Source organism: Ewingella sp. S1.OA.A_B6, from assembly GCF_049889095.1.
Lineage (GTDB): Bacteria > Pseudomonadota > Gammaproteobacteria > Enterobacterales > Enterobacteriaceae > Ewingella.
Genome location: NZ_JBLJFK010000008.1, coordinates 1 through 20,803, shown reverse-complemented (window position 1 = coordinate 20,803; position 20,803 = coordinate 1). Strand labels below are relative to the sequence as shown.

Genomic DNA, 20,803 nt, shown 5'->3' with positions numbered 1-20,803 from the left:
GATATTTCCTTTACGGGTTGAGGTCATGAGAATGAGGTGTTGGCAAAGAGGCTGAGGATTTACGTACAGAGAATTTGCGTTCGGCGATCAGCCGCCAGACAGCGGGAATGATAAACATCGACAGTAGAGGCGCGCTGATCATGCCGCCCACCATTGGCGCAGCTATCCGGCTCATCACTTCTGAGCCAGTGCCGCTGCTGAGTAAAATAGGTACCAATCCGGCCAGTATCACCGCCACGGTCATGGCTTTTGGCCTGACGCGTAAGGTTGCTCCTTCACGAATGATGGCATCCATTTCTGACGCCGTCAGCGGCAGGTTTTGTGGGTTGTGCCCGGCCATAGCCTGACGCAGATAGACCAGCATGATCACGCCGAATTCTGCCGAAACACCGGCCAGAGCGATGAAGCCGATGCCGGAAGCTATCGACAGATTGTAGCCAAGCAGATAGAGCAACCAAATGCCACCGATCATGGCAAAAGGCAGGGTCAGCATGATCAGTGCCGCTTCTTCCAACCGACGGAAAATCAGATAGAGCAGGAAGAATATGATGGCAAGCGTTGCTGGAACCACCAGTTTCAGGCGTTGCATCGCATGTTGCAGATATTCAAATTGCCCTGCGTATTCGATACTGACGCCGGGTGCGAGTTGCAGTTGCTGATCAACCGCATGGCGCAGCGCCTCAGCAACACGGGCAATATCGCTGTTGTTGGTGTCGATATAGACCAACCCCGAAAGACGTGCATTCTCCGTTTTGATCATCGGTGGCCCCTCGCTGATGTTCAACGTTGCCACGGTGGCCAGGGTGATTTGTTGCCCTGATGGGGTGTATATCGGCAGGTTACGTAATCCGCTGAGTGAGTCGCGGGTTTCACGTGGATAACGTAGGTTGATCGGGTAGCGCGCCAGCCCCTCCACCGTTTCCCCAATATTTGCCCCACCGATAGCGGAAGAGACAATTGCCTGGACGTCAGCAATGTTTAGGCCGTAACGGCTGGCGGCGGTACGGTTGATATCGACGTCAATGTAATGACCGCCTGTCAAGCGCTCGGCTAATGCAGAGTTCACGCCCGGTACCGTTTTTGCGATCCGTTCTACGGCTTGCGCGGTGTTGTCGATAGCACTTAGCGTAGGGCCTGAGATTTTCACCCCGATCGGACTTTTAATCCCGGTGGCCAGCATGTCGATCCGGTTGCGGATCGGCGGCACCCAGATATTGGCTAGGCCCGGGACTTTCACTACATCGTCCAGCGTTTTCACCAGTTTTTCCGGCGTCATGCCCTGGCGCCATTGATCCCGAGGTTTGAACTGAATAGTGGTTTCAAACATCTCCACCGGAGCAGGGTCAGTGGCACTTTCAGCCCTTCCTGCTTTGCCAAATACACTCTGCACTTCAGGCACGGTTTTGATCAACCGGTCAGTTTGTTGCAGCAATTCGGCCGCTTTCGATACCGAAAGACCGGGCAGGGCCGACGGCATATACAGCAGGTCACCTTCATCAATGGCGGGCATGAATTCCGAACCGATGCGGCTGAGCGGCCACAGCGTGGTCAACAGAATAAGAACGGCCAGTAGTAATGTGATTTTAGGGCGGGTTAATACTCCATCGAGCATTGGCCGGTAAACGCGGGTCAGACCACGATTTATTGGATTGCGGGTTTCGTCGGGGATGCGGCCGCGTATCCAGTAGCCCATCAGCACCGGGATCAGGGTCACCGACAGCAGGGCTGCACCGGCCATGGCATAAGTTTTCGTGAAGGCCAGAGGGCTAAACAATTTGCCTTCCTGCGACTCCAGCGTGAAGACCGGAATAAACGACAGGGTGATCACCAGTAAACTGAAGAATAGCGCGGAGCCGACTTCGGTTGCCGCCTCGGTGATCACCTCCCAATGCGCCTGTCCCTCCAACTTCTCTCCGGGATGTTCTGCACTCCAATATTCGATTTTTTTGTGGGCATTTTCGATCATCACGATAGCCGCATCGACCATTGCCCCGATGGCAATCGCAATCCCGGCCAACGACATCATGTTGGCGTTGATCCCCTGAATTCGCATCAGAATAAAGGCGATCATGATGCCGAGCGGCAGCGAGATGATAGCCACCAGCGCAGAGCGGAAATGACACAAGAACAGCGTACAAACCAGCAGTACCACGACAAACTCTTCGATCAGTTTATGGCTGAGGTTATCGATGGAGCGGTCAATCAGCTTGCTGCGATCATACACCGGCACGATCTCGACGCCGGTGGGTAAACTGCGCTGTAATTCGTGGAGTTTCTCTTTCACGCTGGCAATGGTGGTGCGGGCATTTTCGCCGGAACGCAGAATAATAACGCCGCCGACGGTTTCCCCCTGACCGTTAAGTTCTGCCACACCCTGGCGTAATTCCGGGCCGATATGTACTGTGGCAACGTCCCCCAAGGTAACCGGAATGCCATTCACGATGCCGAGCGGGATCAGCCTGAAATCATCCAGGGTTTTCAGGTAGCCGGAAGCCCTGACCATATAATCTGTTTCAGCCAGTTCTACCGCAGACCCGCCGGCTTCCTGATTAGCCTGCTGTACGGCGGCGATCACCGTCTGCTGAGGCAGGCGATAGGCGGCCATTTTTAGCGGTTCGAGCACAATCTGATACTGCTTCACCATGCCGCCGATGCTGGCCACTTCGGCAACATTTGGAATACTTTTCAATTCGAAGCGCAGGAACCAGTCTTGCAAACTGCGCAACTGGCTTAAATCCTGTGTTCCGCTTTTATCCACCAGGGCGTATTCGTAAATCCAGCCGACACCCGTGGCATCAGGCCCAAGGGAGGGTTTGGCTCCGGCAGGTAAACGCGACTGCACCTGGCTGAGGTACTCCAGCACCCGCGAACGCGCCCAATACAGATCGGTGCCTTGCTTAAAAATTACGTAGACAAAGGAGTCACCGAAAAAGGAATAACCGCGCACGGTCTGTGCGCCCGGCACCGAGAGCATGGTCGTGGTCAGCGGATAGGTCACCTGATTTTCAACCAACTGTGGCGCTTGCCCGGGATAACTGGTCCTGACGATCACTTGGACATCAGACAGGTCGGGCAGGGCGTCCACCGGCGTGGTGTTGATGGCCCAGACACCGGCAGCGGCGATAAACAGCGTTGCCATCAGTACCAGAAAACGGTTGGTGACCGACCAGCGAATCAATAGTGCAATCATGGCTGGCTCCCCTTGTTTTCTGCGCTGCCCATCCGCCCCAGAAGACCTTGCAGGCTGGCTTCTGAGTCAATCAGGAATTGGCCGGAAGCCACCACCTGTTGGCCTTGAGTAAGGCCGGAGATAATCGCTGTTTTCCCCGCTGCGTCTGGCCCGAGGGTGACATCAACTGGCGCAAAATGATGACTCCCATCGCTGACGATCACTACATCGCGCAGGCCGGTGTGGATCACCGCCTCGCTGGGTACGGTGAGGTAATCCGGTGCGCTGCTGTTGCGCAGACTGACCTGAGCAAACATGCCCGGTCTGAACTGCTGCTGAGGGTTCGCCAGTTCCACCCTGACTTTCAGCGTCCGGCTGGCGGCGTCGGCGACCGGCAAAATAGTGCTGACTTTGCCAGTGAAGGTTTTTCCGGGATAAGCCGGGAAGATTATCTGTACCGGTTGGCCCAACACGACCTGCGAGCCTTGTGCTTCAGGTACCGCTACATCCAGCCATACGGAGGAAATACCGTTTAGCATCATCAGCGTATTCCCGCCGGAAACCGCCATTCCCTGGCGGACATCAAGGGACTGAATCACCCCAGTGATCGGCGCGGTTAGGGTAAATATCGGTTGCGGTTTGCCGCTTTGTTCCACTTGGCGTATCAGGGAAGGAGGCATCCCCAGCAGTAACAGCCGCTGCTTAGCCGCGTTGGTCAGTGCGCGGTCGCCGGTGCTGCGCATTGCCAGATATTCACCCTGCGCACCGGCCCAGTCTGGCATCAACAAGTCCACCAGAGGTGACCCCACCTTCACAACGTCACCCACTGCCAGCGGATAGCTGTGTTGCACAAAACCATTACTGCGCGCCTGCACAATTGCGACATCGCGATCATTGAGTACCACGTTGGCGACCACACTGACGCGGTTGTCGATCTGACTTTTGACCACTGTCGTCAAGCGGATGGCCAGATTCTGCACCATGCCTGCGTCAATGCGCACGCCCTTATCTGAAGTTGTTTCGTCAGCGTATTTCGCTATTAATGGCATATCCATAAACGGCGATTTTCCCGGCTTATCAAAATGCTGAGCCGGGGCCATCGGGTCATACCAGTAAAGGGCTTGACTCCCCGCCGGTGCAGCGTCTTTGGCGATTTCATCACGCTGAGTGATAGCCTGCGTGTTGGCGTACCAGTAACCCGTCGCGCCACCCACGGCAATACACACCACGGCCAGAGCCGCCAGTTGAAAGGCATTCCGTTTCATTGCTGGACTCCTGCAAAGGTGTAATAGAGGGTCGCTGCCCGTTGTGCGCGCTGACTTTGCAGCCCGACTTTGCGAATTTGCTGCTCAAGCACTGCGCTGCGGGCGTTTATCAGTGCCGCGCTATCGCTGGTGCCGCGTGCATAACCCGCGTTCAGCAACGTGACTTTCTGCCGGGCAAGCGGTAGCCAACGTTGGTCGATGCGTTGAATCTGGTGGGTGAGGGTGGCGTAATCTGCGAGGTCGTTATTCAGTTGATTAGTTTGCTGGCGGATAGCCGCATCACGCAGCTCGCCGACCTGCGTCAGGTCGAGGGTTTTGGCCGTGATAAGCGGGTCCTGACGACTGGCGGCAAACACCGGCAGGCCGACGGTAAATTGCACCGACACCATGTTGCCGTATTGCGGGTCGCGCCGCTGGTAATCCAGCTCGACACTCCAGTCAGGTTTTTTCTCGGCTTGTGCCGCCCGCAGCTCAGCTTTCGCTTTCGCCGTCTCACTGTTGTAAGCCTGAATCTTTGGCGTTTTATGCAGGGTTTTCAGATAGGTCGCAGCATCGACCGATAAGTCAGGGGCGCTGCCCACCAGCGGCTGTTGCGCGTCAGCGCCGATATAGCGGCTGAGATTAGCTATGACGGTGCGCAGTTCACCCTGAAGCTGGTCTTCACGATCGGCCAGTTCGGCCTGTTTTTCGCCTGCATTCAGAGAATCAGCAAGGGGAGTTCGTCCCGACACGATCTGTGCCTGCAATGCCGTTCCCAGTACGTCATTTTCACGTTCAAGCTGGTGTAATAATCCAAGCTGTTGTTCGAGATAATAACGGCTGAGCCACGCCACAGCGGCACCCTGCGCTACGTCAACCTGCAAGATGCTGTGTTGTGAACCGGCCAGCTGGATCTGCGCGCTGGCAACCTCCTCGCGGGCATCGCGTTTGGCTGAGTTGGGAATTTCCTGCATCAGCCCGATTTTCTCCATGGTCATGGATTCTTCGGTCAATGAATTCGCCATCGGGCCGGATACCGGGAAGTTGTCGAGGCCGGTGATCAGTTTCGGGTCAGGCAAGCTACCGGCAGGAATAGCTGAAGATTGCGCTGAGTGAATCGCCGTCTGGCTGGCAGAGAGTTCGGGAGATTGTTGCAACGCGCTGCTTACCGCATAGCTAAACGTCAGTGGTGCCGCGTGGACGAAAAAGGGCATTCCCGCGAGCAGAAGCTGCGCAGAAAAACATAACGATTTTAATGGCATCGGATTGATTCCATGAAAGTAACGGCACACCAAAAGGCATACCTGTGTCCGTCAGCCAAAGGCTGAGCGGCGTTAACAGTCGTTAAGAATCAGACGGACCTTGGAGGTCGCCATTGGCCTTCCAGAACCGGGAAGGAAGGCGTTTCGGGTGCAGGTAATGCATTATCCTGATAAGGAGAAGATAACGTCAGGGGAGTAAAAGAGGGCAAAATGGTGCTGAGATTACAGTTAGCGCCAAACTTACAGTTCTGGCTGCTTTGCTGTTTATCACTTGAGGACATGGCACTTTTTTGCGTCATGCAGTCATCAGGGGAATCGGTCATCTCGGACATAGCCGCATGCCCGCTGCTGGTGGTCATTTCCGTCGGTGTAGAACACTGCGCCATCAAATTCACCGACGCCAGCCCTAAAGAAGGCAGCGTGATGCTAAGAATAAGCACAATAAAAAGACGGATTTTCTTCATGAGCGCGAGTATAAGACAAAGCGCCAGGACATGCATCAGTTCAAAATTAGCAAAAAGTTACCGATGTGGGGCGATTTGCCTGAAAAACAACCACCCCAACAGGCGATCTCCCGCCGCCGTTGTGGCATAATGCGCGCCAAATCACATTCCTAATTAAGAGCGAGCGTCGTGTTAAGCACTTATAACATCACCATGCAATTCGGCAGCAAGCCGTTATTTGAAAATATTAACGTGAAATTTGGCGGCGGTAACCGTTACGGTTTGATCGGTGCTAATGGTTGCGGTAAATCCACTTTCATGAAAATCCTCGGTGGCGATTTAGTGCCATCTGGCGGCAACGTGGTACTCGACCCGAACGAACGTCTGGGTAAATTGCGTCAGGATCAGTTCGCTTTTGAGAAGTTCACCGTGCTCGACACCGTGATCATGGGCCACGCTGAACTGTGGGCCCTGAAAGAAGAGCGTGACCGCATTTACTCTATGGCGGAAATGAGCGAAGCAGACGGTTATAAAGTCGCCGACCTTGAAGTCGAATATGGCGAAATGGACGGCTACAGCGCAGAGTCTCGTGCGGGCGAACTGCTGCTCGGTGTCGGTATTCCGGTTGAACAACATTACGGCCTGATGAGCGAAATTGCACCGGGCTTTAAACTGCGGGTATTGCTGGCGCAGGCGCTGTTCTCTGATCCGGAAATTCTGCTGCTCGATGAGCCGACGAACAACCTGGACATAGATACCATTCGCTGGCTGGAGCAGGTGCTGAACGAACGTAACAGTACTATGATCATCATCTCCCATGACCGTCACTTCCTGAACATGGTCTGTACGCACATGGCGGATCTGGACTACGGCGAACTGCGCGTGTATCCGGGTAACTACGACGAATACATGACTGCTGCAACGCAGGCGCGTGATTTACTGAGTGCCAATAACGCCAAGAAAAAAGCGCAGATTGCAGAACTGCAATCCTTCGTTAGTCGTTTTAGCGCCAACGCATCAAAATCTAAACAGGCAACATCACGTGCCCGCCAGATTGACAAAATTCAGCTCGACGAAATCAAAGCTTCCAGCCGCCAGAACCCCTATATGCGTTTTGAGCAGGACAAGAAGTTATTCCGTAATGCGCTGGAAGTGGAAAAAATCACCAAAGGTTTTGATAACGGCCCGCTGTTTAAAAACCTCGGTCTGATGCTGGAAGTCGGCGAGAAAATTGCCATTCTGGGGGCTAACGGTATCGGTAAAACCACGCTGTTGCGCACCTTAGTCGGCGACATTGAGCCGGACTCAGGCAGCGTCAAATGGTCTGAGAATGCCAAAATCGGTTACTACGCGCAGGATCACGAGTATGAATTCGATGATAGCCTGAACGTATTTGACTGGATGAGTCAGTGGAAGTCTGAAAAAGACGATGAACAGGCTGTTCGCGGCATTCTGGGGCGTCTGCTGTTCGGTCAGGACGATATCAAGAAGAAAGTCAAAGTGCTTTCTGGTGGCGAGAAAGGCCGTATGCTGTTCGGAAAACTGATGATGCAGCGTCCTAACATCCTGATCATGGATGAGCCGACCAACCACCTTGATATGGAATCTATTGAGTCGCTGAATATGGCCCTGGAAATGTACGAAGGCACGTTGATCTTCGTCTCCCATGACCGTGAATTCGTCAGCTCACTGGCTACCCGCATCATTGAAATGACGCCGAGTAAAATCATCGACTTCTCCGGCAACTACGAAGACTACCTGCGTAGCCAGGGCATCAACAACTAATCCGCGTCATCCTTCGCGTTGACTCTGCGTTGGCTGCCCTTATTCATCCCGGTCACTTACTGATGTAAGCTCCAGGGATTCATTCGGTTGCCGCCTTGATTCAACACGAATGATTTTGCGGATATTGAGTTTGAATAAAAAAACCGCCAGATATGGGTTTCAGTCCATATAGGCGGTTTTTTTGTATCAGTAATGTGACGTCAATTCAGATAAAGACCTTTCAGCCTGCTTTCACTGTGCTACATTTTTCTCTTCTATTTTCCCAAAAGCATCTTCCCCAATGTAACGATTTCTCATCGCTAACAGTTTTTTGCTCTCCCTGTTGCTTCTGCGCAATGCGGGGTTTCTGTTATTTCAGATGAGAGTCTCTCTTCATGAATACGTTATTGATTGCGCTGGTACGCGCATTACGCAGCTACCGCTGGCTGCGGTTGTTAGGCTGTGCTTTTATTTTATCGTCACTGGGAAATGGCCTGACACAGGTTGTTGTTTTTGGTCAGTTACTCCGCTGGCACGCTTCGCCGACCACGCTGACGTTGGCTTACATGCTGGCTACGTTACCCGGGTTTTTAGGCAGTGTATGGGGCGAATATTTGAGCCGAAAAATATCGCCACTGAAGATTCTGATCCTTTGCGAAGTGTTGGGCATGCTGGCGCTAATATGCCCACTATATGGGCTGCTCCGGCACAGTATTCCTGCATTACTGGCGGTACAATCGGCCGAAGCCTTGTTTAGTGGAATAAGTTACCCAGCGCTGGCGCTGCTGCTCAAGCGTGGATTGGGTGACGATGAACTGCCCGCCGCGACGGCGATGGAGACGCTGATATTTGCCTCACAGGTTTTACTCGGCACCGGATTGGGCGTTGTGCTGTTCGATGTTTTTTCACCTCTGACCCTGCTGGCTATTGATGCGATGAGCTTCTGCGCTTCTGCCGTATTACTTGCGTGCTCAATGGGCGTTTTTTACGCTGTAAAGCCACAAGTCGCCACCCTATCACCAGATAACCCCCGACTGCGCTGGAGAAACTGTTCCCCTTTGCAACGCCGCAGTCTCTTGCTGCTGCCTGCGCTTGCTGCCGTAGGCTCACCTGCGATGGCGTTATTACCGGCAGTGGCCCAGCAAATGCGGCCGGAGGAAACGACGGCGCTGGCATTGCCTCTATTGTTTGCCCGCAGTCTGGGGCAACTGTGCGGACCTTTGCTCATGAATGCTGACAAACTTCAGCGTTATGGCGCCAGTAATACGCGGTTGCTGTTATGTCTGGCGTTGTTTCTCGGTGGCTATTTTTTGTTACCTCTGCTGGGCGTAAATCCGGTCACTGGACTGGGACTTATCTTTGGCGCGCATCTGGCGTCGAATGTGGTGTTTGCTCTGGGCACCTTCGGCGTGCTGCGGCATTTCAGTGCAGAACAGGTGGCGACGGCCAGCGCAATGGCCTGGCGCGGACAAGTGTTGATTGCTGCCCTAGCGGTGGGTTGTGCAGGTATATTGGCGGAAAGTATCGGTGCTACCCGTGCGCTGTACGGCGTTTCGCTCATCAGTCTGGTGTGCGTAGCCATTCTACTATGGTGTTACCGGGAGTAAGAATATGAAACCGGCAGAGGGACATAAATAATGCCGGTCATTTACTTACCAGAGCCCCTAAGTTTGGGACTCTGGCTAAACTTGTACGCTTACTCAATAGTTTTGTTTAAACACACTTCACATGCTGGATTCTTCATCAACTTCATCTCCCGAAACTGCATTGTCATGGCATCAAACATCAATAAACGGCTGCGAAGCACTTCACCGAAATCGGTGAGCAGCTTAATTGCTTCCATCGCCTGCAGACTGCCGATGGTGCCGACCAGCGGTGCCATAACGCCCGCTTCGACGCAGGTGAGTGCATTTTCGCCGAACAGGCGGCTGAGGCAGCGGTAACAGGGTTCGTCAGGCTGGTAGGTGAATACGCTGAGCTGACCTTCCATACGGATTGCTGCGCCGGAAACCAGCGGCGTTTTCGACATAAAGCAGGCACGATTAAGCTGGTCACGAGTAGCGACGTTGTCGGTACAATCCAGCACGATGTCACAACTTGCGATAAGCACGGTCAGTGCCGCGTCCTCCAGCTGGGTATCCATCTGTGTGATAGAAGCATGCGGATTAATCGCTTGCAGCGCCTGCGCCGCTGAGGCCACTTTTTTCATACCGATGCGGGCGTCGGTATGCAGCGTCTGACGCTGCAAATTGGACAGCGACACAGTATCGAAGTCCAGCAACGTTAGCGTCCCTGTGCCTGCTGCGGCCAGATATTGCGCTGCTGCGCAGCCCAGGCCGCCCAGCCCCACAATCAGGGCGTGACTGGCTTTCAGTTTTTCCTGACCGTCGAAATCAAAGCCTTTCAGCACGATCTGGCGGTTATAACGCAGGGTTTCAGCGTCGGTCAGTTCCGGCAGCATTGTCATATTCAGCCCCGTAGTAGTGCGTTAAAGGGTTCGACGTCGACCAGTTCACCGGCGGCTACGCGGCCACGCTCGCGTTCGAGCACCACGAAACAATTGGCCTGGCTGAATGAGCTGAATACGTGAGATCCCTGATGGCCGGTAGTGCGGACTTCCAGTTCGCCGTTGGCATTGGCGCTGAAAATACCCCGCTGGAAATCCAACCGGCCCGGCGATTTATTAAATGGCGTTGTGGCTTTAGCTTTCAGGCGCAGTGGCATAGACCAGGCCGTATGACCGCTCAGCCCGGCGATAAACGGCTGCACCAACTGATAGAAGGTCAGGGCGGCGGAAACCGGATTGCCCGGCAGGCCGCAGAACCAGGCCTTTTTCAGCTTGCCGAAGGCGAAGGGTTTACCCGGTTTGATCGCCAGTTTCCAGAAACCCACTTCGCCCAGCTCATCCAGCATTTTCTTGGTGTAATCGGCCTCGCCGACCGACACACCGCCGCTGGAGATCACCAGATCGGCAAAGTCATTGGCCTGTTCAAAGGCGTCGTGTAGCGCCTGCGGGTCATCGCGGATAATGCCTAAATCCAGCACAGTGCAACCGATCTGCTCAAGCATCAGGCGCACTGCGAAACGGTTTGTGTCGTAAATTTGTCCCTCCTGCAACGGGGTGCCGACCGGTTGCAGCTCGTCGCCGGTGGAGAAAATAGCCACTTTCAGGGGCTTGAATACCTGAACCTGCTCAACGCCAAGCGACGCTAGCAGCGGCAACTCAGCAGCGCCGAGGCGAATACCTTGTACCAGTACGCTATCACCTTGTTTGATGTCATCGCCAATCAGGCGAATATTCTGGCCTGTTACTGCCTCTGCGGTGAAATACACGCCTGCTTCTGACACTTCCGCTTGTTCCTGAATGATCACCGCGTCCGCGCCATTCGGTACCGGTGCACCGGTCATGATGCGGATACAGCTTCCTGGCGGCCAGTCTCCGTGGAAAGGTGCGCCGGCAAAGGCTTTGCCCGTTACCGGCAAAACTGCGCCTGGGTGAAGATCGGCACAGCGTATGGCGTAACCGTCCATGGCTGAATTATCAAACGGCGGCACAAACACCGGTGAGCGAACCGGTGCAGCGGTAATGCGCCCGGCTGCAGCGGCCAGCGGCACGGATTCAACATCCTGCGCTGTTTTAGCAGGAATATGCGCGAACATTTTATCCAGCGCGTCCTGCTGTGAGATCAAACCGGCGGTATTGAATTCCATCATAAATTCCTTATAGTGCGCCCGTGCCGGACGGCAGCGGAGTGCGGAAAAAGCCTCTGGCTATTATGTCAGAGTAAAGAGTGGCAGAGAAAGCCGTGCTGACTAAAAGGTTTTTCGATGTAAAAAACCGCAGCTTTTTTCTAAAAATTGAGATCGATCCCAAAATTAAGCTGAAAACTTGCGTATTATTACCCTTTGTTTTGTGACTTGAATCACAATTAATTGTCGATGCTGACGGGGGTTGCACTGTGATGAAAAAAAAGCGCCATCAGGACATTCTCCGGTTGGTGGATAAACATGAAGTGGTACAAGTGAGTGAACTGGCACAGTGGCTGGACGTCAGTCTGGAAACTATTCGCCGCGATCTCAGTGAAATGCAGGATCAGGGGCTAATTTTGCGTCGCCACGGCCGCGCCCGCCGCTTGATCCAGCAACCGGTCACCGGCTGGATGAACAGTTTGCAGCGCGCTCCGCAGCTTTAAAAACCATTCAGTGTTCATCATGCAAAAAGGGAAAACACTCGCGTGTCTTCCCTTTTTTACATGTGCAAATTAACCTTTATCAGTGCGCAGGCGCGTCGTGATGGATCCTTTCTGCCTTACTCTTAACTCCGGCAATTATGACGGCAATCACCAGCAGAACGTAGGAGATGCTGGCGATGTTCAGCGCCCAGAACAGGCCAAATTCGCGGTGAACGAACGAGGAGAACGAGGCGAAAATCAGCGTACCGACCGAGGCGGTGGTTAGCAGGGCGGAAGTCAGCGTTGGAGGTGATTTCTTCACCTGCAGGCTACCGTAGCTCATCAGGCCGGAGAACATCCCGGAGTTACAGAAACCAAATACGCCGACGGCAATCAACACCAGCGTAGTCGATTCGCTGTGGGTGACGATACTCAGACTGATCAAACCCACGATGGCTGATACCAGCAGGAAGGTGCGCAATTTTACGAAACGCACGGTGAACTGGTTCAGGAACAGGCCGATGGCTTTAACCGTCCAGTAAATCGTGATGTAAAACGCGGCACGGTCTGCATCCAGCCCGAAGTGTTCAAGCAACCAGCTTGGCATCCAAAGCGTGAAGACCAGCTCGCTGAATACGAAGGCAAACAGGGCGAAACAGAGAACGTAGGCGGCAATCCCCCACGGTTCTTTGGCCACGCGATCGCTTTTGGCCACTTTTTCCGGCTGTGGCACCGAAGGGAATTTCTGCCCGACGCACAGCAGGATCATCAGCAGACTCAATGTTCCCATAATGCCGTACATAGCCAGCCAGCTTGCGCCGTGCTTGAACAGGAATCCCAGTACCAGAGAGAGGGTCATGCCGGACAGTGCAAAGAAGAAATCGGTGAAGATCAGGTTAGCCGAGCGTTGTTTCGGGTCATCATTGATACGCACGACCAGATAGCTGCCGATAGACATCATCAGGCCTGCCGTTGCGCCAATCAGGAATACGCCAACACCAAACAACGTAATTGACGGCATCAGGAACAGGGCAATACAGGTTAGTACGGAAATAACGGAACCGGTGATCAGCTGTTTGCCTAAATCGAATTTACGCATCAGGATGCCACTGATCATGATCGGCAGGAAGAGACCGATGTTCATCAGTGAAAACATGAGTCCGATAAAAGCAGGGTCTTTATTAAACGCAGTCGCCACGGGGCCGATAACAATACCCAGGGTAGAAACCAGTCCGCCAGTAAAAAAGTAGCTTAGCCAGGAGATCACATTGATCCGCCGGCGATTATAAACAGTATCCATTAACTGATTCCTAGAGAAATTGAAGGGGGGTAAAAATCACGGAACAGCCCTGTCAGCGATTAATTTCCGATGATTAAGACGTTTATTATTCCTTTTATTCAGGCTTTTGTCCCGCGTGTTTATTCGATCTCCGTATTTGATTCTCCCAAATATTCTAAGTAACTCGCCTGTTTTTTCTGTTTATCCATTAATGCTTTACATACTGTAGTGGGCTAAATATAGTCAAAATAATCCCATCATCTGTCTACGAACATTGATACAACAACACAGGGTGCAACGCGAATGAGTTCTCCTACTGGTAATTCAGCATCTTCCGTTTCGAATAAAAAGCGTCCGGTCATTGCCATTCACGGTGGTGCAGGGGCCATTACCCGAGCGGCAATGAGCGCTGAGAAAGAGCAACATTATCTGAAAGCACTGGAAGATATCGTCGCCAGCGGGCAAGCCATACTGACCGCTGGAGGGAGTGCACTGGATGCTGTCACCGAGGCTGTGCGCCTGCTGGAGGAGTGCCCGTTATTCAATGCGGGTAAGGGGGCTGTGTTTACTCATCAGGGCACTCACGAGCTTGATGCCAGCATTATGGATGGCCGCACGCTCGACGCCGGTGCCATCAGCTGTGTGAACCATATCCGCAACCCGATCCTTACCGCGCGCAAAGTGCTGGAAGTCAGCCCGCACGTGATGTTTACCGGTGCAGGTGCAGAACACTTTGCCCGTGAAAACGGCCAGGAAATGGTCGGAGCTGAGTTCTTCTTTACGCAAGACCGTTACGATCAGCTGCAACGCGCAATCGCTGCAGACATCGGCGTGATGCTCGACCATGACGGCGCAACGCTTAATGATACGCCATCCGATGATCCTATCGATCCCGAACGTAAATTTGGCACGGTGGGTGCCGTCGCGATGGATGCTTTAGGCAACCTGGCGGCTGCCACCTCCACCGGCGGGATGACCAACAAACAGGCTGGGCGCGTCGGTGATTCCCCCATCATCGGTGCGGGTTGCTACGCCAGTAACCGTACGGTGGCGGTCTCCTGCACGGGTACCGGCGAGGTCTTTATGCGCACGCTGGCGGCCTATGACGTAGCTGCACTGATGGATTATGCCGGGCTGACACTGCAACAGGCCAGCGACAAAGTGGTGATGGAAAAACTGGTGGCGCTCGACGGCTCCGGCGGCATGATTGCCATTGATAATATGGGCAACGTGGCCCTGCCGTTCAACAGCGAAGGTATGTACCGCGGGGTTGGCTACGTTAACGAGGCTCCACAGGTAGCGATTTACCGGTGAACAGTTATCCTTTAATTCTTACCGACAATCAGGTACTGGCTGCCCGCAACCTCAGCGTGCGCTTTGAGCATGAAGGTCAGGCGATCGATGCCGTGCGCGGTTTGAGCTTTGAAGTAAACCGTGGCGAGACACTGGCGATTGTCGGCGAGTCTGGCTCCGGTAAATCGGTTACTTCGCTGGCGCTGATGCGGTTGGTGGAGCAAGGCGGTGGACAGATCACGCAGGGTGAGATGCAGTTTCGGCGTCGCAACGACGAAGTGGTGAACATCGCCGCCGCCTCACAGTCTGCCATGCGCTCACTACGCGGTGCTGACATGGCAATGATCTTTCAGGAGCCGATGACCTCGCTGAACCCTGTGTTTCCGGTCGGCGAGCAGATTGCTGAATCTATCCGCCTGCATCAAAGCAAAGATCACCGTACCGCCCGCGCTGAAGCACTGCGCATGCTCGATTTGGTTCGTATTCCCGAAGCGCGGAATATTCTCGATAGCTACCCGCATCAGCTATCCGGTGGTATGCGCCAGCGGGTGATGATCGCCATGGCGCTGTCATGCAAACCGGCATTACTGATTGCCGACGAGCCCACGACCGCGCTGGACGTCACCATTCAGGCGCAGATCCTGCAACTGATTCAAGTGTTGCAAAAAGAGATGAACATGGGGGTGATCTTTATCACCCACGACATGGGCGTGGTGGCAGAAATCGCCGATCGTGTGCTGGTGATGTATCGGGGTAATAAAGTGGAAGTGGGGGACGTGGCGACCGTTTTCGCCACTCCGCAGCACATCTATACCAAAGCGCTGCTGGCCGCCGTGCCGAAACTGGGTTCGATGACTGGCAAAACGCTGCCAGCGCGTTTTCCACTGTTACATCATGACGAAATCCTGACCGGTTCCACCAGCGACCTGACTCAAAATACGCTGACGCCCGGCGCAGCTCCGGTGTTACAAGTGCGCGATCTGGTCACCCGTTTTAACCTGCGCAGCGGTATTCTCAACCGCGTTACCCGACAGGTGCATGCGGTAGAGAAAGTCAGCTTTGATCTTTATCCCGGCGAAACCCTTGCGCTGGTGGGCGAGTCCGGCTGCGGTAAGTCCACCACCGGGCGCTCGCTGCTGCGATTGGTAGAGAGCCAGAGCGGCAGCATCACTTTCAACGGGCAAGTTATTACCGATCTCAACGGTTCTGCGCTGCAACATTTGCGGCGTGACATACAATTTATCTTTCAGGATCCTTACGCCTCGCTCGATCCGCGCCTGACGGTCGGTTACTCGATCATGGAGCCGCTGCTGGTGCATAACGTCGCGCGTGGCAAAGAGGCGCAGGCGCGCGTAGCGTGGCTACTGGACAAAGTGGGCTTACTGCCAGAGCACGCCCAACGCTATCCGCATGAATTTTCTGGCGGACAGCGGCAACGAATCTGTATTGCCCGCGCGCTGGCGCTCAACCCGAAAGTGGTGATTGCTGATGAGTCAGTGTCGGCGCTGGATGTCTCTATTCAGGCACAGATTGTCAATTTGCTGATGGATTTACAGCGCGAATTCGGCATCGCTTTCCTGTTTATTTCCCACGATATGGCGGTGGTGGAGCGCATCAGTCACCGTGTGGCGGTAATGTACCTCGGCCAGATTGTGGAGATCGGCCCGCGCCGCGCGGTGTTTGAGCATCCTCAGCATGCCTATACGCGAAAGTTAATGGCTGCCGTACCGGTAGCTGACCCGGCACATCGTCGTAAAAAACAGACACTGCTGGTGGATGAAATCCCTAGCCCTGTGCGTGCGTTACACGATGAACCCATTGTTGTTCCTCTGGTTCAGGTAGGCGAAGGACATTTTGTCGCGAGGCATAGGGTGGGTGGTTTGTACTGATTGGCGTAGCGTTTTTTGTGACCTTTAACGGGTAGTTTACTTTGGACAGAACAAGGAATAATTATGACTCAGACTAAGGCAGGACTTCGCAAAACCATCCTCGCGATTGCCATCGTTGGCGGACTGGTTTCTGGTTCCGCATGGGCAGCGAAAGATGTCACCATCGCCGTGGGATCGAACTTCACCTCACTTGATCCTTACGATGCCAATGACACACTGTCGCAGGCGGTGGCGAAGTCGTTCTATCAGGGCCTGTTTGGTTTCGATAAGGACATTAAGCTGGTCAACGTACTGGCTGAAAGTTACACCGTCAGCAAAGACGGCCTGGTTTACACCATCAAATTGCATCCGGGCGTGAAGTTCTCCGATGGCACTGATTTTAATGCCGCAGCGGTAAAAGTGAACCTTGATCGCGCCAGCAATCCTGACAGCCATCTCAAGCGCTATAACCTGTTTAAAAACATCGATAAGACTGAAGTGGTTGACGCGATCACGGTGAAAATTACCCTGAAGACGCCATTCTCTGCCTTCATTAACAACCTTGCACATCCGTCAGCGGTGATGATTTCTCCCGCTGCGTTGACTAAATATGGCAAAGAGATTGGCTTCCATCCGGTGGGTACCGGTCCGTATGTGCTTGATCAGTGGAATCAGACCGATTTTGTGAAAGTGAAAAAATTCGACGGTTACTGGAAAAAAGGTGAGCCGAAGCTCGATACCATCACCTTCCGCCCGGTGGTTGATAACAATACCCGTGCAGCCATGCTGCAAACCGGGGAAGCGGATTTAGCCTTCCCTGTGCCGTACGAACAGGCTGCGTTGTTGGCGAAAAACAGCAAACTGGATCTGGTGGCTGCGCCGTCAATCCTGCACCGTTACATCAGCTTTAACGTGACACAAAAGCCGTTTGATAACCTGAAAGTACGTCAGGCGATTAACTACGCTATTAACAAAGATGCGCTGATCAAAGTAGCCTTTGCCGGTTACGCCGTGCCGTCTGAAGGCCCGCTGCCGCAGGGCATTGAGTACGCTGCCAAATTCAAACCCTGGCCTTATGATCCTGCCAAGGCGAAACAGTTGCTGAAAGAAGCGGGTTACCCGAACGGCTTCACCACCACGCTGTGGTCATCGCATAACAGCAGCACCGCGCAGAAAGTGATTCAGTTCGCTCAGCAGCAACTGGCACAGGTGGGGATTAAAGTCACCGTGACCGCCATGGATGCCGCGCAGCGTGCCGCTCAGGTAGAAAACGTCGGACAGAAAGAGTCTGGTCTGCGCATGTTCTACACCGGTTGGTCTGCGTCTACCGGTGAAGCTGACTGGGCGTTAACGCCGCTGTTTGCCACTCAGTCAGCACCGCCAAAACAGTTTAACACGGCGTTTTACAGCAACCCGCAGGTTGATAAAGACCTGGCTGATGCGCTGAAAACCACCGACAAAACCGAGAAATCCAAACTGTATGACGACGCGCAGAACAGAATCTGGGCTGATGCGCCTTGGGCATTTTTGGTTACCGAACGTCTGGTGTCTGCCAATAATAAACGCCTGAGTGGTTTCTACGTGATGCCGGATACCTCGTTTAATTTTGATAACGCGGACATCAAATAATCCTTTTAAACGTATAAAGCTTCATTTTAGGGGAAACGGGGCGTGCTCTTCCCGCCGGGAGGATCACGCCGCGGTCGCCCCGAGTATATCGGGTTAACCAATGAACGTATCTGGTCTGCCATGCTGAATTATTTTCTAAAACGATTACTGGGTCTTATTCCTACGCTGCTGATTGTGGCGGTACTGGTATTTCTATTTGTGCACATGCTGCCGGGCGATCCGGCGCGGCTGATGGCCGGGCAGGATGCTGACCAGAGCGTGATCGAACTGGTGCGTAAAGACCTGGGCCTCGATAAACCGCTCTATCAGCAATTTTTTACCTTCTTTACTCACGCCTTGCAGGGCGACTTCGGCCATTCGATGGTCTCGAAACGCCCGGTGATGGATGAAATCAGTTCGCGTTTTCTGCCTACCCTGTGGCTCACGCTAACCAGCATGGTGTGGTCGGTGATTTTCGGTTTGGTGATTGGTGTGGTGTCTGCTGTCTGGCGAAACCGCTGGCCGGACCGTCTGGGTATGGCACTGGCTGTTTCAGGCATCTCTTTCCCGGCTTTTGCGCTCGGTATGTTGCTGATGCAGGTCTTCTCGGTGGAGCTGGGCTGGTTGCCAACAGTGGGCGCGGACAGCTGGCAGCACTATATTTTGCCGTCAATTACCCTCGGTGCGGCGGTGGCGGCCATCATGGCACGCTTTACCCGCGCGTCGTTTGTCGAAGTCATGCAGGAAGATTACATGCGCACGGCGCGGGCCAAAGGGGTACATGAGTTTCTTGTGGTGATAAAACACGGCCTGCGCAATGCCATGATCCCGGTCGTGACTATGATGGGGCTGCAGTTTGGCTTCCTGCTCGGCGGCTCCATTGTGGTGGAGAAAGTCTTCAACTGGCCTGGCCTCGGGAGGCTGCTGATTGACTCCGTCGAAATGCGCGACTACCCGGTGATACAAGCCGAGGTGCTGCTGTTCTCGCTGGAGTTCATCCTGATTAACCTGTTGGTAGACATGCTGTACGCGGTCATCAACCCTTCTATCCGATACAAGTGAGCATGCGCATGAAAAACTGGCGGCGAAATGCCGTACTGGCGTCCATACCGGTAATGACCACGGAGTCGGTGAAACAACAGGCGGTGCGCACTCCGTGGAAAGCTTTCTGGCGGCGTTTCCGCCAACAGCATATCGCGATGATGGCGGGCGTTTTCGTTTTGCTGATGATCGTCGTGGCGGCGCTGGCTCCGTGGTTGGTGCCCTTTGATGCAGAGAACTATTTTGACTATGACCGTCTCAATCAGGGACCATCGTTGGTGCATTTTCTGGGCGTCGACTCTCTCGGGCGGGATATCTTCAGCCGCATCCTGATGGGCGCGCGGATATCCCTGACTGCGGGCGTACTGTCGGTGGTGCTGGGCGGCGCAATGGGCACCGTTCTGGGGCTGATGGCGGGTTACTACGAAGGCTGGTGGGATCGTATTACCATGCGTATTTGTGATGTGCTGTTCGCTTTCCCCGGCATTTTGCTGGCGATAGCTGTGGTAGCCGTGATGGGTAACGGCATGTCGAACGTCATCATTGCGGTGGCGATTTTCAGCGTCCCGGCTTTCGCCCGTTTGGTGCGCGGCAACACGTTGGTACTGAAACATCAGACCTACATTGAGTCAGCCCGCAGCATCGGTGCGTCGGACGCAACCATTCTGTTTCGCCACATCCTGCCCGGAACGCTGTCGGCCATTGTGGTCTATTTCACTATGCGCATCGGTACCTCCATTATCACCGCCGCCAGCCTGTCATTTCTTGGTATGGGCGCACAGCCGCCTACGCCAGAATGGGGTGCGATGCTCAACGAAGCCCGCGCTGACATGGTGATGGCACCGCATGTGGCGATTTTCCCAAGTTTGGCGATATTCCTGACGGTTCTGGCGTTTAATTTGCTGGGAGATGGGTTGAGGGATGCGCTCGATCCGAAATTAAAAGGGTAATTTTGGGAGGCGGCCCAAATCCGCTTTTAAATTCAACTTCAAGGTCAAGGTCAAGGTCGTGGGCGTCGGCCCACACTGGTTTTTAAATTCAACGTCAAAACCTTGGGTTGCCACCCAAACTGGCCCAAAAGGAGGCGTAAACGCGCCTCCTCTTGGAACTCCTGCGTTTTTTTCTGAGACACCGACAGCTTCGCCGCTGGCAGGGCGCGTGTTTCAGCCACTTCCGTTCACGGCGCAAAATGTCACGGCTACGCCGTCCCCGTATTTCGGGATTCGAGCCTCAGGTCTCGAACCGCTCATCCGGTGCCATTTTTGACTGCGCCTTCGCGGCTATGTAAATCAAAAGACAAGAGACAAAAGACGGCTTGGTTTTGAATTTAAAAAAGTTTCGGCCGCATTCAAAACGACGTCGAACGAGAGGTGGAAAACCGCGCGTCAGTTTGCGCGGGTTGTAACCCGAAGAGAGAGAACCGCGCAGCGGCGGAGTTTGCGGCAATAGCAGAGATCCCTGAAACACGGCCATTGTGACCCGCGCAGCTGCTGTTTTTAAAAGAGCCGGGGATTCTGAAGGGGTGTGGCGATAGGTATAGACCGGTCACATGGGTTACAGATCTGACCGGCCACATAGGTAACACATTTCCTTTAATCGATACGAAGGATTTGGTGTTCTGCTTTGTCATAATACGCAAGGATCAGACGGTCGAACAAGA

The 20,803-nt window shown here is 53.9% G+C and carries 15 protein-coding genes; 8 read left to right on the top strand and 7 right to left on the bottom strand.

Features of this window, described 5'->3' with window-relative positions; genetic code table 11:
- Positions 1-10: 10 nt before the first annotated feature.
- From ACMV8I_RS15000 to ACMV8I_RS14985, 4 genes are all read right to left on the bottom strand, one after another.
- A complete protein-coding gene (locus tag ACMV8I_RS15000; RefSeq protein WP_498866014.1) occupies positions 11-3,190 on the bottom strand; it encodes an efflux RND transporter permease subunit in 3,180 nt (1,059 codons plus the stop codon).
- Positions 3,187-4,434, bottom strand: a complete 1,248-nt coding sequence (locus tag ACMV8I_RS14995) for an efflux RND transporter periplasmic adaptor subunit (RefSeq protein ID WP_498866013.1) — start codon at positions 4,432-4,434, stop codon at positions 3,187-3,189. The genes ACMV8I_RS15000 and ACMV8I_RS14995 overlap by 4 nt, the downstream gene beginning before the upstream one ends.
- Positions 4,431-5,675, bottom strand: a complete 1,245-nt coding sequence (locus ACMV8I_RS14990; RefSeq protein ID WP_498866012.1) for a TolC family protein — start codon at positions 5,673-5,675, stop codon at positions 4,431-4,433. Before ACMV8I_RS14990 ends, ACMV8I_RS14995 begins: the two co-directional genes overlap by 4 nt.
- Before the next feature lie 89 nt (positions 5,676-5,764).
- The gene (locus ACMV8I_RS14985; RefSeq protein WP_498866011.1) at positions 5,765-6,139 is read right to left on the bottom strand and encodes a hypothetical protein; all 375 of its coding nucleotides are present in this window, start codon (positions 6,137-6,139) and stop codon (positions 5,765-5,767) included.
- Positions 6,140-6,307: 168 nt separating this feature from the next.
- On the opposite strand from ACMV8I_RS14985, the gene ACMV8I_RS14980 reads away from it, so the two are divergent.
- The gene (locus ACMV8I_RS14980; RefSeq protein WP_498866010.1) at positions 6,308-7,903 is read left to right on the top strand and encodes an ABC-F family ATPase; all 1,596 of its coding nucleotides are present in this window, start codon (positions 6,308-6,310) and stop codon (positions 7,901-7,903) included.
- A 374-nt stretch (positions 7,904-8,277) separates the two neighbouring features.
- Positions 8,278-9,489 (top strand): MFS transporter, encoded by a 1,212-nt coding sequence (locus ACMV8I_RS14975; RefSeq protein WP_498866009.1) that lies wholly within the window; start codon positions 8,278-8,280, stop codon positions 9,487-9,489.
- A gap of 89 nt (positions 9,490-9,578) precedes the next feature.
- Here the strand turns inward: ACMV8I_RS14975 and moeB are convergent, their stop codons facing one another.
- Positions 9,579-10,343, bottom strand: coding sequence for a molybdopterin-synthase adenylyltransferase MoeB (gene moeB / locus ACMV8I_RS14970; RefSeq protein WP_498866130.1), 765 nt, complete (start codon positions 10,341-10,343; stop codon positions 9,579-9,581).
- Between the two features lie 8 nt (positions 10,344-10,351).
- The gene (gene moeA / locus ACMV8I_RS14965) at positions 10,352-11,596 is read right to left on the bottom strand and encodes a molybdopterin molybdotransferase MoeA (RefSeq protein ID WP_498866008.1); all 1,245 of its coding nucleotides are present in this window, start codon (positions 11,594-11,596) and stop codon (positions 10,352-10,354) included.
- A 248-nt stretch (positions 11,597-11,844) separates the two neighbouring features.
- Between moeA and ACMV8I_RS14960 the strand changes: the two genes are divergently transcribed.
- Positions 11,845-12,075, top strand: coding sequence for a DeoR family transcriptional regulator (locus tag ACMV8I_RS14960; protein WP_498866007.1), 231 nt, complete (start codon positions 11,845-11,847; stop codon positions 12,073-12,075).
- 79 nt (positions 12,076-12,154) lie between these two features.
- On the opposite strand, the gene tsgA is transcribed toward ACMV8I_RS14960, so the two are convergent.
- Entirely contained in the window at positions 12,155-13,354 is a 1,200-nt protein-coding gene (tsgA, locus tag ACMV8I_RS14955) for an MFS transporter TsgA (RefSeq protein WP_498866006.1), read from the bottom strand.
- A 282-nt stretch (positions 13,355-13,636) separates the two neighbouring features.
- On the opposite strand from tsgA, the gene ACMV8I_RS14950 reads away from it, so the two are divergent.
- The 5 genes from ACMV8I_RS14950 (at position 13,637) to gsiD (ending at position 20,093) form a co-directional block, all read left to right on the top strand.
- Entirely contained in the window at positions 13,637-14,647 is a 1,011-nt protein-coding gene (locus ACMV8I_RS14950) for an isoaspartyl peptidase/L-asparaginase family protein (RefSeq protein ID WP_498866005.1), read from the top strand.
- Positions 14,644-16,515 carry a glutathione ABC transporter ATP-binding protein GsiA gene (gene gsiA, locus ACMV8I_RS14945; RefSeq protein WP_498866004.1) on the top strand — a complete coding sequence of 624 codons (1,872 nt, stop codon included), beginning with the start codon at positions 14,644-14,646 and terminating at the stop codon, positions 16,513-16,515. Before ACMV8I_RS14950 ends, gsiA begins: the two co-directional genes overlap by 4 nt.
- A 63-nt stretch (positions 16,516-16,578) precedes the next feature.
- Positions 16,579-18,123, top strand: coding sequence for a glutathione ABC transporter substrate-binding protein GsiB (gene gsiB, locus ACMV8I_RS14940; protein WP_498866003.1), 1,545 nt, complete (start codon positions 16,579-16,581; stop codon positions 18,121-18,123).
- A 120-nt stretch (positions 18,124-18,243) separates the two neighbouring features.
- Entirely contained in the window at positions 18,244-19,164 is a 921-nt protein-coding gene (gsiC, locus tag ACMV8I_RS14935) for a glutathione ABC transporter permease GsiC (protein WP_498866129.1), read from the top strand.
- Between the two features lie 2 nt (positions 19,165-19,166).
- Complete coding sequence (gene gsiD / locus ACMV8I_RS14930; protein ID WP_498866002.1) at positions 19,167-20,093, top strand: glutathione ABC transporter permease GsiD; 927 nt, start codon at positions 19,167-19,169, stop codon at positions 20,091-20,093.
- The last annotated feature ends 710 nt before the right edge of the window (positions 20,094-20,803 follow it).

Excerpts from the sequence above, each read along its gene's own strand:
- ACMV8I_RS15000 (WP_498866014.1), bottom strand. The coding sequence starts at position 3,190 with ATGATTGCACTATTGATTCGCTGGTCGGTCACCAACCGTTTTCTGGTA.
- ACMV8I_RS14995 (WP_498866013.1), bottom strand. The coding sequence starts at position 4,434 with ATGAAACGGAATGCCTTTCAACTGGCGGCTCTGGCCGTGGTGTGTATT.
- ACMV8I_RS14990 (WP_498866012.1), bottom strand. The coding sequence starts at position 5,675 with ATGCCATTAAAATCGTTATGTTTTTCTGCGCAGCTTCTGCTCGCGGGA.
- ACMV8I_RS14985 (WP_498866011.1), bottom strand. The coding sequence starts at position 6,139 with ATGAAGAAAATCCGTCTTTTTATTGTGCTTATTCTTAGCATCACGCTG.
- ACMV8I_RS14975 (WP_498866009.1), top strand. The coding sequence starts at position 8,278 with ATGAATACGTTATTGATTGCGCTGGTACGCGCATTACGCAGCTACCGC.
- moeB (WP_498866130.1), bottom strand. The coding sequence starts at position 10,343 with ATGCTGCCGGAACTGACCGACGCTGAAACCCTGCGTTATAACCGCCAG.
- moeA (WP_498866008.1), bottom strand. The coding sequence starts at position 11,596 with ATGATGGAATTCAATACCGCCGGTTTGATCTCACAGCAGGACGCGCTG.
- ACMV8I_RS14960 (WP_498866007.1), top strand. The coding sequence starts at position 11,845 with ATGAAAAAAAAGCGCCATCAGGACATTCTCCGGTTGGTGGATAAACAT.
- tsgA (WP_498866006.1), bottom strand. The coding sequence starts at position 13,354 with ATGGATACTGTTTATAATCGCCGGCGGATCAATGTGATCTCCTGGCTA.
- ACMV8I_RS14950 (WP_498866005.1), top strand. The coding sequence starts at position 13,637 with ATGAGTTCTCCTACTGGTAATTCAGCATCTTCCGTTTCGAATAAAAAG.
- gsiB (WP_498866003.1), top strand. The coding sequence starts at position 16,579 with ATGACTCAGACTAAGGCAGGACTTCGCAAAACCATCCTCGCGATTGCC.
- gsiC (WP_498866129.1), top strand. The coding sequence starts at position 18,244 with ATGCTGAATTATTTTCTAAAACGATTACTGGGTCTTATTCCTACGCTG.
- gsiD (WP_498866002.1), top strand. The coding sequence starts at position 19,167 with ATGCGCATGAAAAACTGGCGGCGAAATGCCGTACTGGCGTCCATACCG.